9 protein-coding genes, 4 tRNA genes and 1 pseudogene are annotated in these 11101 nt (G+C 60.8%); 7 read left to right on the top strand and 7 right to left on the bottom strand.

Annotated elements, in window-relative coordinates:
• Positions 1 to 65 precede the first annotated feature (65 nt).
• The 3 genes from HMPREF2896_RS08805 to HMPREF2896_RS08795 all read right to left on the bottom strand — a co-directional run bounded on the left by HMPREF2896_RS08805 (position 66) and on the right by HMPREF2896_RS08795 (position 347).
• Positions 66 to 137: transfer RNA gene (locus tag HMPREF2896_RS08805), tRNA-Val, on the bottom strand.
• A gap of 32 nt (positions 138 to 169) precedes the next feature.
• Positions 170 to 240: transfer RNA gene (locus HMPREF2896_RS08800), tRNA-Cys, on the bottom strand.
• A 31-nt stretch (positions 241 to 271) separates the two neighbouring features.
• Positions 272 to 347 (bottom strand) — tRNA-Gly (locus tag HMPREF2896_RS08795).
• A 290-nt stretch (positions 348 to 637) separates the two neighbouring features.
• Between HMPREF2896_RS08795 and HMPREF2896_RS08790 the strand changes: the two genes are divergently transcribed.
• The 5 genes and pseudogenes from HMPREF2896_RS08790 to msrB all read left to right on the top strand — a co-directional run bounded on the left by HMPREF2896_RS08790 (position 638) and on the right by msrB (position 4244).
• A tRNA-Val gene (locus HMPREF2896_RS08790) sits at positions 638 to 712 on the top strand.
• Positions 713 to 981: 269 nt separating this feature from the next.
• Positions 982 to 1869, top strand: a complete 888-nt coding sequence (locus HMPREF2896_RS08785) for a TDT family transporter (protein WP_083311475.1) — start codon at positions 982 to 984, stop codon at positions 1867 to 1869.
• 91 nt (positions 1870 to 1960) lie between these two features.
• Positions 1961 to 2518, top strand: a pseudogene (locus tag HMPREF2896_RS08780) (dihydrofolate reductase family protein); the annotation flags it as partial.
• Positions 2519 to 2622: 104 nt separating this feature from the next.
• Entirely contained in the window at positions 2623 to 3834 is a 1212-nt protein-coding gene (locus HMPREF2896_RS08775) for a glycosyltransferase family 87 protein (protein ID WP_070719194.1), read from the top strand.
• Positions 3831 to 4244 carry a peptide-methionine (R)-S-oxide reductase MsrB gene (gene msrB / locus HMPREF2896_RS08770; RefSeq protein ID WP_070522057.1) on the top strand — a complete coding sequence of 138 codons (414 nt, stop codon included), beginning with the start codon at positions 3831 to 3833 and terminating at the stop codon, positions 4242 to 4244. Before HMPREF2896_RS08775 ends, msrB begins: the two co-directional genes overlap by 4 nt.
• 56 nt (positions 4245 to 4300) lie before the next feature.
• Here msrB and hemQ read toward each other — a convergent pair whose 3' ends face one another.
• Positions 4301 to 5002, bottom strand: a complete 702-nt coding sequence (gene hemQ, locus HMPREF2896_RS08765; RefSeq protein WP_070719192.1) for a hydrogen peroxide-dependent heme synthase — start codon at positions 5000 to 5002, stop codon at positions 4301 to 4303.
• A gap of 176 nt (positions 5003 to 5178) precedes the next feature.
• On the opposite strand from hemQ, the gene HMPREF2896_RS08760 reads away from it, so the two are divergent.
• Positions 5179 to 5793 carry a DUF3000 domain-containing protein gene (locus HMPREF2896_RS08760; RefSeq protein WP_070446948.1) on the top strand — a complete coding sequence of 205 codons (615 nt, stop codon included), beginning with the start codon at positions 5179 to 5181 and terminating at the stop codon, positions 5791 to 5793.
• A gap of 1 nt (position 5794) precedes the next feature.
• Entirely contained in the window at positions 5795 to 7042 is a 1248-nt protein-coding gene (locus HMPREF2896_RS08755) for an HRDC domain-containing protein (RefSeq protein ID WP_070719191.1), read from the top strand.
• Here the strand turns inward: HMPREF2896_RS08755 and dxs are convergent.
• From dxs to HMPREF2896_RS08740, 3 genes are all read right to left on the bottom strand, one after another.
• Entirely contained in the window at positions 7039 to 8931 is a 1893-nt protein-coding gene (dxs, locus tag HMPREF2896_RS08750) for a 1-deoxy-D-xylulose-5-phosphate synthase (RefSeq protein WP_070719189.1), read from the bottom strand. The two genes, HMPREF2896_RS08755 and dxs, sit on opposite strands and share 4 nt — an antisense overlap.
• Positions 8932 to 9045: 114 nt before the next feature.
• Positions 9046 to 10338: a class I SAM-dependent RNA methyltransferase gene (locus HMPREF2896_RS08745; protein WP_070719187.1), complete on the bottom strand. Its 1293-nt coding sequence runs from the start codon at positions 10336 to 10338 to the stop codon at positions 9046 to 9048.
• Positions 10335 to 11090, bottom strand: a complete 756-nt coding sequence (locus tag HMPREF2896_RS08740) for a DUF3159 domain-containing protein (protein ID WP_070446774.1) — start codon at positions 11088 to 11090, stop codon at positions 10335 to 10337. Before HMPREF2896_RS08740 ends, HMPREF2896_RS08745 begins: the two co-directional genes overlap by 4 nt.
• Positions 11091 to 11101 lie beyond the last annotated feature (11 nt).

Below are 11101 nucleotides of genomic sequence, written 5' to 3'. Positions count from 1 at the left end.
ATGCGCTACCAACTGCGCTACATCCGCATTCGAAACCAGGCCCGGTTTCTAGGACTAAGTCCTTGTGCGCGATACTGGGATTGAACCAGTGACCTCTTCCGTGTCAGGGAAGCGCTCTCCCGCTGAGCTAAACGCGCTCACGGCACCCAGAGTTGGGCGCCTGCTCTTGAGGTGGAAACGGGAATCGAACCCGTGTGCACGGTTTTGCAGACCGTTGCCTCACCACTCGGCCATTCCACCGTGGCGATACCGCCTCACGCACTACATGTGCTGGAGCGGATGACGAGACTCGAACTCGCGACCCTCACCTTGGCAAGGTGATGCGCTACCAACTGCGCTACATCCGCATTGCACGTTCCCGGCCGGTATGCCGTGGTGCGAGAAGAAACTTTATCGTGCGCCGCCCCAGTTTCCAAATCCGCAGCCCACGGCACTAATCCCCCGACTTCCAACAGGATTCAGATTACATCAGTGTGATTGAGACTGCAGTTACAACGGACGCGGCAGGGATGGCGGTTGCAAGCCCCCTTATTAACTCCATCAAGGCTCTAGCGCCGACAAGCCACAAATTAAAACACGGTTGAGCTGGACGATTAGGGGTTTCCATATGCGCGGTGTACCTTAAAGCCTGCACCGAGGTTCTATAGCTCAGTGGGAGAGCGTTCCGTTCACACCGGAAAGGTCGCTGGTTCAATCCCAGCTAGGACCACCATTATTACTGCAAGTCAGCAACATGCAGTACTGGATAAAAGCCTCCGCGTGGAGATGATGAGGATAATAAACCTGCATTCATCCTTTCTCGCGGGGGTGTTTTCTCGTTGCGCCTCATACTGACCACCGGAGCTAAACGCATACCTTAACGCGTTGGGGACACGGCACGGTCGAACAAGCCTGCACAACATCGAGCCTGCCCCCTGGCGCAGTTATCCAATTACTCCATAAAAGTTCACTAGCAACAAGTGCAGGAATAGGATGATTTTCGTGCAGTTGCCAAAGTTTGGCCCAGCCTGGGCAGGCGCCTTGATGGGAACCTCCATTGCGTCAACTTTGTCGGGTTTACATGGTTTAGACGTAGGCCAAATTGTCTTCGCTCTTATCGCAGCAATGCTGCTGGTGATTTTTACCGTGGGGGCAAAGAATGAACCTCCTCGGCACCAGAACATGGCGGCGTGGGGGATGTACACGATGGGTCTGCTGGCGTGCGGCTCGGCGTGGACTGCGTTAACCGGAAACGTTGCCTTCCAGTTAGTAAGTTGGTGGATTGGCGCACCGCTTTCTGTCGTGGTGTGCCTGTGGCAGCTCTGGGGGTTATTCCAGCAGCCGCACCACTACGACAAGCCCGCTTTTCCTTGGGGGCTAGCGCTGGTTTCCCCTATGGTGGCGGCGACCTCCGCAGGCCAATTGGCTATCAACCATGGGCAGTTCTATCACTTTGCCGGCGAGCTGTGCTTCTTCCTCACCTTCATCACGGCAATTCCGCTGTTCGCCTACTGCTACCGGTCTCTTGTACAACGCCGAGATAGGCCGTGCGGCGCAGCTGCTGGTACAGCGTGGATCCCGCTGGGCGTGGTTGGTCAATCAACGGCCGCCTCGACTTTGCTTTTTGACGCCCACCTCTACGGCATCATCATGTTCGCCATCGGAGCACCCTGCGTAGCATTCGCCATGTACTGCTTCTACCAAGCGGTATTCGCGTGGGCTCCCTACGGCCCCGGCTGGTGGGGTTCGACCTTCCCAGTCGGAACGCTGTGCCTAGGTTCATGGGATGAAGGCTGGCACCGGTTGTCCTTCGCTTTACTGGTGCTCTTGCTGCTCCACTGGGGAGCCTCCGCGCTGCGTTTCGGCACTTGGCGGCTCCAGAGCGCCTAAACTTCTGAAGCCCGGCCCAGCCCACAGCCCAGTCCAGCGCAGGGGCAGCCCAGCCCAGGCATAGTCACCCTTTGAGGTACCGTAGGGCGCCATGAGTGACACTGCGCTAATAGAACGCCTGCTGGGCCCAGACCAAGAAGGAATCCGCTTAATTGCGGTGAGTACGCTCCACGGCTCCGCCACCATCGATGGCACCTCCGAACCGATGGGCAACGACACCGACGCTGAACTCTTTGCCGCCCTACGCGAGTGGGCGGACGTTGCCGTCGTCGGCTCAGCCACGGTGAAAGCAGAAGATTATGGGCCGGCGTCAAATACCCGTCTCGCCGTCTTCAGCCACTCCCTCGATTTTTCCGGCTTCGAGGACTTCATTGCAGCTGGCCCCCTCGTGCTTACCCCCGCAGAACGCGCATCTTCACTCGAGGCACGGCGCTTAGCCGACGCTGGTGCCGAAGTCGTTAGCACAGGTACCGGAACCATGAGCGAGGCTATTGCTGCCCTCCGCGCCCAGGGCGCGCGCCGCATCAGTTGTGAAGGTGGGCCATCCGTCTACTCCGCCTTTATCGCAGAAGGCCTCGTAGACAAGCTGTATTTGACGCTTGATCCGCACCTTTCCCCTTCCGTCGAAAAGCCAGTCGTTGACGGCGAGGCCACCTCCCCCGCGCTCAAGCTCGAGCTAGAGAACGTCACCGCCGTCGACAACACGGTGTTTCTGCGCTACCGGCGCACTCAGACCCCGTAAACTGTGCTGCCGTGACTTCTCCGGCTCCCTCACCCTCAGATTCCACATTCGCTGATTCCGCGCGACTGTGGACGGCCGCCGCGTGGCCCGCCGCCATCGTCTTGGTTTTCCATCGCGTGTTCGTGCTCGCCTTCAACGGCACGGTGACTGATGATTTCGGCACCGTCTACCGCGCGATCCGGAACCTGTGGGTGGGCACCCCGGTCTATGAACAGAACTATTCCTTCGTCGAACCGCTCTACCTGTATAACCCAGGCGCCACGGTCCTCCTGTCCCCCTTGGGGATCGTGTCCGAGGAACACGCGCGCATCGCCTTCATTCTGGCCAACGCCGCCGCCATCATCGCTGCACTAGCCGTGTTGACCCGCTTTGTAGGCCACAGCCTGCGGGGCCCGCTGTGGCCGGTCAGCATCGCCGCAGCCTTCGCTACCGAATCAGTCATCAACACGTTGGTCTTTACCAACATCAACGGTTTATTGCTGCTCGCGATGGTGGCGTTCTTAGCCTTGTTGGATAAACACGGCTGGGCCGCTGGCTTGTGCATCGGACTGGCAATTCTGGTCAAACCACAATTTGCCCCGCTGCTCTTCCTCGCCCTCGTCCGCAAGCGCTGGCTCACTGTAGGCTTGGGCGTAGCCGTACCTTTGGTAGTCAACCTTGCAGCCTGGCCGTTCGTCCCCGGCGTGGAGGGCTTCCGCGCCAACCTTGTGCCTTACCTGTCCACCACGCGCGATTATGCCAACGCCTCGTGGCCGGGCGTGCGCGCCTACTTCGATCTCCCCGGCATCATCTACTATCCCATCTGGTTGCTCTTCGCAGTACTTGCGGCAGTGGCGATCCTCGGTCTGCTGCGCTGGCACGACAGTGAGCCCACCTTCTGGGCGCTGAGCACCAGTGGTGCCATCATGGTCGGCATCTTCTTCCTTTCCTCCCTGGGTCAGCAGTATTACTCCATGTGGCTTATCCCCATGCTGTTTACGGTGGTACTTGCGCGCTCGGTCTTCCACACGTGGGGAGCATGGTTGGCCGCATTTTTATTCTTGGCGCCGCTCGAGTGGACGTCGTCCAGCATGCCCACCGCCGCGCACTGGATGAGCGTCTTTATCGCTACCCTTGGGTGGGGACTGCTCATTGTGGTCACCGCCGCCTCGGTGGCCGGCTGGTGGGCTGCGGAGCGAGGCACTAGCCCCAAGCCTCAAGCGAGCGATAAAATCCCTGCATGACTGATTTCAAGCTCATTGCTGATACTGAATGGCGCAAGCGCCTAAGTCCGGAGGAATACCACGTCCTGCGCGAGGCTGGCACCGAGGCACCGCACGTCGGTGAATACACCAACACCACCACCGAGGGTGTGTACTCCTGCCGTGCCTGCGGTGCCGAGCTCTTCCGCTCCACGGAAAAGTTCGAGTCGCACTGCGGCTGGCCGTCCTTCTTCTCCCCTTTGGCCGGCGACGCCATCATTGAGCGTGAAGACAATTCACTGGGCATGCGCCGCATCGAGGTGCTGTGTGCTAACTGCGAGTCCCACCTTGGACACGTCTTCGAAGGCGAAGGCTACGATACGCCGACGGACCTGCGCTACTGCATTAATTCCATCTGCCTCGACCTAGAAGAAAAGCCGGTCGAGGACTAGACCCTCAACCGGCTTCCGGTGCCTTTCGCTGCCGCTACCGCGAATTATCGCAGCTCTTAAGGCAGGATAGCGATGAGCTCAGCGACGTCCTTCACGCGGCGGCCGGTGTGGAAGGGAATTTCCTCACGCACGTGGTGGCGAGCCTCGGTGTAGCGCATCAGGTACATCAGGTCCACGATGCGGTGCAGCTCTGGGGCCTCAAAGGCCAGGATCCACTCATAGTCACCCAGCGCGAAGGCCGGCACGGTGTTTGCGCGCACATCCGGGTAATCACGGCCCTGCATGCCATGCTCCATGAGGATGCGGCGGCGCTTTTCTTCATCCATGGTGTACCAGTCGTAGGAACGCACGAAGGGATAGACAGAAATCCACTCGCCAGGTTCTTCGCCCATGATGAAGGACGGCAGGTGAGATTTGTTGAACTCCGCCGGGCGGTGCAAAGCATTTCCTACCCACGTCACCTCAGAAACCTGGCCCAGGACGGTCTCGCGGCGGAAATCCGCGAAAGCCTTCTGGATGTCGGCGAATTCTTCCGCGTGCCACCAAATCATGTAATCAGCGCTCTCGCGCATTCCGGACAGGTCATAGATACCGCGAACGGTAACCACGCCTGCTTCCTCGAGCTCAGAGAAGAACTTCTGCGCCTGCGCAACGATCTCCTCGCGCTCCGTGCCCAACGCACCCGGGAACACCTGAAATACCGCGTGCTGCGAGTAGCGCTGGACCTTGTTGAGCTCGGCGAAGTTGACCTTCGACATGCCTTTCTCCTTCTTTCAACCGACAGAGTTTCTTATCCATCATAAGTTGGAGGCGCCTCCGCGCGCCACTAGCTTTTCGGCGCGCCTTCCACCGCCACACGGGCGGAGCTTATACCTTGATCCCCGTGAGCAATTCCGACGTTTCTTCGCGCAACCTCGCAGGGGCACCGACCAACCTGCACGATCGCGCCGCCGCCTCTTCCGCCGAATCGCGCCCTGCGGAGCCGAGCACTCCGACCGCCTTCACGGAGGCCGTCGAGTCCCTCCATACCGCACAGCTGCGCCCCGAAATCACCTTGGGCACCATCCGCCCACCGCAACGCCTGGCTCCATTCAGCCACGCCATTGGCCTCGAGGTTGAGCGCACAGAACACGGGGACCTTATTCCTACTGACTCTGAAGGCGATGCCTTCGGCCGCCTCATCCTGTTGCACGACCCAGGCGCTGAGGAAGCCTGGGAAGGTGCGATGCGCCTGGTGGCCTACATCCAGGCAGACTTGGACGATGCCGTCGCCGGGGACCCGCTGCTTCCCGACGTCGCCTGGGAATGGCTCACTGAATCCCTCGACGTGCGCGAAGCTACTCATACGAATTTGGGAGGCACCGTCACCTCGACCGCTTCCGTTCGTTTCGGCGAAATTGGCGGACCACCGCGCGCCTACCAATTAGAAATGCGCGCCTCGTGGACTGCCTCCGGCCTGGATCTCGCCCCACACGTCGAAGCTTTTGCGCAAGTCCTCTCTCTCGTCGCTGGTTTGCCGCCAGAGGGCGTAGCCGAACTCGGACGCTAAGATGAGCGAATTGCGCCAGGTACCGGTTGATGGGACGCCGAAAGTCCTCCTTTCTCCCCGTGAGTTTCAAGCCGGTGCCGCCCGCTTAGCTGCGGGCACCGGGCCGTTTGCCATCGACACCGAACGCGCCTCGTCCTACCGTTTTGATGACCGCGCCTTCCTCGTGCAAATCCGCCGGGAGGGTGCAGGCACGTTCTTGTTCGCCCCGGAGCACCACCGCGATGAGCTCCGCGCAGCACTCGCACCGGTGCTCAATGGGCAAAAGTGGGTGGTCCATGCCGCCCCTTCCGATCTCCCGAGCCTAGCGTGGCTGGGCCTATACCCGGGCATGCTGTTCGATACCGAGTTAGCTGCCCGCTTCGCCGGTTTCGCACACCCTAACTTGGCCGCAATGGTGCTGGAGCTTTTCGACGTTGAACTGGAAAAAGGCTACGGCGATTCCGACTGGTCCGAAACCCCCATCCCGCGGAAGTGGCGCAATTATGCGGCGCTCGACGTGGAGCTTCTCAACGAGCTCGCCGTGACACTGCGAGATATTCTTGCGGAACAGGACAAGCTCGACTGGGCTTATGAAGAGTTTGAGAGGATTGTCGAAGACCACGCCCGCATCACTGGGCCTGAACCTAGGTCGTGGCGGGCCCTCAAGGGTGTCTCCTCTCTGCGCTCCCGAGAGCAACTCGTGGTAGCCCGTGAACTGTGGCAGCGACGCGAATCCATCGCCCGCTCCCAAGACATCGCCCCTAACCGAGTACTGTCGCACCGTGTGCTCGTCGACATCGCGCGCCGCGTGCCCCGGTCGCCGCACGAAATCAATCAAGTTAAAGGCTTCCCCCGCCGCCGCGGCGGCGCCACCTTGCGCTGGTTCGATGCCGTCGAGGCCGCCCTTGCTAGCCCGCGCCAGCAGTGGCCGAAGGCGTTGCGCAGCCCACGCCCGGTTCCTTCCAAATCAGCTTTTAACCGAGATTTCCCCGAGCTGTGGCAGCTCTATACCGAGATCCGTAGTGATTTCGAGGCTCTCGGTGAAGAGCTGGGCATGAGCTACGAGCTGATCCTCAAACCCAGCTTGGTCCGCGCTGTAGTCTGGGCGGCCTGCGGACCTGAAGGCGGTGTGGCGGGCGAAATCGCAGCAGACGCCGATATCCCCGATTTCCTGCGTTCCCAAGGTGCGCGCGAATGGCAGGTAGAGCTATCCGCGCCGCTCCTGCGTCGCGGTCTAGCGCGAATACGCTCTATGCCACCGCGCCTCTAGCTCCGAGCAGCTACCCACTCATTCACGGAGTCCGTGATTCCCTCCGGGGTCAACCCGAATTCCTCAAGGATTTCTCCGCGGCTGGCATGCTTGGGGAAGCACCCAGGAACACCAAGGCGGTGGACTGGGGTATCCACATCCGCGGCGTCGAGTGCTTCCGCCACCATGGAACCCACGCCGCCCCGCAAGAGGCCATCCTCTACCGTGACCACAAGATCATGATCAGCAGCGAGTGCAACGATGGATTGCGGGACCGGCACCGGCCAGCGCGGATCCACGACGGTGACGTTGAAGCCTTGGGCTTCGAGCAGCTCAGCTGCTCCCAGGGAACGCGCACTCATGGCACCGATAGCGACGATAAGTACATCAGTGGCTTCCGCCGCAGCAGCATCGGAATAGCTCAGGATATCTACCCCGTCATCGAGGCGCTTGAGTTCGTCGCGGTCATCAAGGAGGTTGCCCTTGGGGAAGCGCACCACCGTGGGGCCATCCTCAATAGCGATGGCCTCATTAAAGAGCTCACGCAGGCGTGCGCCATCGCGCGGCGCGGCAATGCGCATCCCCGGGACGATGCTCATCAACGCCATGTCCCACACTCCGTTGTGCGAAGGGCCATCAGAGCCCGTGACACCGGCGCGGTCGAGCACGATGGTGACGGGCAGCTTGAGCAGCGCGATGTCCATGACGACTTGGTCCACTGCACGGTTAAGGAAGGTGGAGTACACCGCCACTACCGGATGCATTCCGGCCAGCGCCAGACCGGAGGCGGAGGCCATGGCATGCTGTTCGGCGATGCCAACGTCGAAGAATCGCTCCGGGAATTCCTCCTGGAAGGGCGCAAGACCCGTCGGCCCCGCCATAGCAGCGGTAATAGCCACGATATCCTCGCGCGCATGACCGGCCTTGATGAGTTCCTCGGAAAAGGCCGCAGTCCATCCCGGCTGCTTTTGCCCCTTGGAGACACCGGTGACCGGGTCGATAGCTCCGGTGGAGTGCATCTGGTCCTTCGGCTCATTGACCGCCGGGGCAAAGCCATGCCCCTTCTCCGTGACGGTGTGCACGATGATGGGACCGTCATAGTCCCGGGCATAACTCAGTGCCCGGACCACCGCGTCGATATCGTGGCCATTAATGGGGCCAATGTATTTGATTCCCAACTCTGGGAACATCTCGGTAGGCAGAACGGTGGACTTTACGCCCTCCTTGACCGCGTGCAGAGCATCAAAGGTACGCTCGCCTACCCAACCCATCGACTTCAGGCGTTTCTTGCCCAACTCCATGAACTCGTCATAACCATGCTGTGCACGAATACGCCCGAGGTTCTCCGAAAGGCCGCCAATGGTCGGCGAATAGGAGCGGCCATTGTCGTTAACGACGATGACGACGTTGCGGTCTTTATCCGCAGAGATGTTGTTCAATGCCTCCCAGCACATGCCACCGGTGAGGGCACCATCACCGACGACTGCCACGGCATTGCGGTGCGATTCACCGCGAATCTTGAAAGCCTTGGAAAGGCCGTCCACCGTGGATAGCGCTGCAGAAGCGTGCGAGGATTCGGTCCAGTCATGTTCCGATTCCCCACGGTCCGTGTACCCGGATAAGCCGCCCTTCTGGCGCAAGGAATCAAACTGGTTGGCACGGCCGGTGAGCATCTTGTGCACATAAGACTGGTGCGAGGTATCGAAGACGACGGGGTCCCGCGGGGAGTCGAAGACGCGGTGGATCGCCACCGTGAGCTCCACAACGCCCAGGTTGGGCCCGAGGTGACCGCCCGTGGCGGACACCTTCTCAATCAAGCGCTGGCGGATATCCGCCGCGAGCTCAACCAGTTGCGTCTTGCTCAGGGCTTTGAGATCGCCTGGTGATTGAATGGAATCCAGAATGCCCATAGAGCTTGCCTTAAACCCCTTCATCGATCGTTTTCTTCTCTACCACCGTACCCGCTTATACGCGTGACACGTCAATCATTACCCCGGGATCTTCCGCCGCGGATGCATCCTGCCTTATGCCGCAGGAACCAGCAGTGCCAAGGTCTCAAAATGGTGTGTTCCCGGAAAGGCATTCACCATAGCTAGGCGCTCCATGCGGTAGCCGCGCTCGGACCATGCAGCGATATCACGCGCAAACGTAGCGGGGTCACAGCCAATGTGGAGGACGCGCTGCGGCGCCGCAGCGGCAATGGCGTCCACCACCTCAACACCCGCACCGGTACGCGGAGGATCCAAAATGACCGTTGTTGGCCGCGGCAGCTGGCTTGCGGCCTGCTCCACCTTAGCTGTCCGGAAGTGCACATCAATTCCTGAAAGGCCCGGCTGCGCTGCCGCAGCCGCCGGCGAGTAATCGACGGAATACACCGTGGCGTGCCCACCCTCAGGTGCAGTGACTTCAGCCAGCGCGGGAACGAATAGCCCTACTCCTCCGTAGAGATCCCACGCTACTGCTGTGACCTCGGATCCCTTCGTTGCTTCGTGTTCTTCGGCCTCGCCTTCAGCCGCGAGCCACTGACGCGCAAGCCGTGTGTAGACATCAGGTGCGCCGATGTGTGCTTGCCAAAAGGCGGTGGGTGGGAAGTGAAACTCGTGGCCATCAGCGCGTTGAACTACGTCTTGCGTCGGCGCCTCGATGGTCTCCCGAATAGTCTCGATCCTCCGGCCGCGCGGCGCCTTCCGGGTTTCCACGACGTGGCGGTTACCGTCGCTGTCCATGACCGCAATGACCTCCGCGCCAGGGCTAAATGTGCGGGCTCCAGGACCGACCAGACCGCTGACAAGGCCCGGTACTAGCTGGCTGCACGCCACGTCCGTAACCAGTTCTGTGGATCCGCGCTTGCGCACACCAGCACGGCCTTGCTGGTCGACGCCCAACCGGACCCGCGTGCGCCACCCTCGCTGGGGCGCCACATCAATAGGCTCAATTTCTGGAATACTCTCAAGGCGTCCTACCCGGCGCAGCTGATCCCGCAAGACTGCGACCTTGATTCCCGGCTCCGCCGCTAGGTCTAGCTCAGCGAAGTCGCAGCACCCGGCACCACGCTGTGCCGCCGGGCAGGCAGATTCAACGCGGTCAGGGCTTGCCTTGAGCACAGCATCAATTTCGGCTTCCACGAAAGATTTCTTCACCTTGGTAGCCGTCACTGCTACCTGGTCTCCGGGAAAAGCGCCGGGGACAAAACACACACGCCCGTCGGGTGCTGCGCCGATTCCGACACCGCCGTGCCCCATGCGCTCGATGGAGGTACCGAAAGACTGGCCTTTGGTGATGGCTGCGCTCTCAGCGTTCCGCTCAGTCTTAGTCATGAGTTTTCTCCTTGTGTAATTCCGGAGCCCTGCGCTTCCTCAACAACAGCGTTGGCGCGACGCACCATCCAAACAGTCAAGATGGTGACGATACCGGTCAGCGGCCAGCCCATGAGGATGCGGACGATGCCGAGGGTTGTGGTCTCGTCGGCGTCGTACAGCGCGCGCTGCACTATGAACCGGGCGATGAAGACTGCGGCCCACCCCGCTGTTGCTAAGGCATAGGCCCGCCGTGCCTTCGGTACTGTGCGCCACCCCATGTCATCGCCGTTCAGGCCCTTCCAGACCACGCCCACGAGTGGCCAGCGCGCGATGATAGAGACCACCGCCACGATGAACAGCACGAGCGACATCCAGATTCCATAAAGGAAATAGCCCTTGGCATCCCCTGTAAACCAGGCAATAGCGGCGCAGATAGCTACGCCCAACAGGCCGGAAACAGCCGGCTGCAGGGTCTCTTTGCGGGCCAAACGCCACACGCTAATGGCCAATGCCACGCCGAGCGCCGCAGCCAGCGCTGGTCCCAGGCCCCAGACGTTGTTGACTGGGATGAGAACCAGCACCGGTAGGGTCGCGGACACGAGCCCAGTCAGGCCTCCCATCTGTTCGAGCAACGATGGTTCCACCTCGGCATCCGGGACCACGGCCGTTGCCTGCGGTGACGTATCGGTACTCGGCCCCGCGGTATCTGCGGGGCTAGGGGCGGCGCCGCGCTCAGTGAAATCGTGCTCTTCAGGCGTAGGGGTGGTCACGTGTTTTAAGA

Source organism: Corynebacterium sp. HMSC069E04, from assembly GCF_001813175.1.
GTDB classification, from domain to species: Bacteria; Actinomycetota; Actinomycetes; order Mycobacteriales; family Mycobacteriaceae; genus Corynebacterium; species Corynebacterium aurimucosum.
Note: the sequence above shows the minus strand (reverse complement) of the source record. Positions and strands in the feature narration are given on the sequence as shown.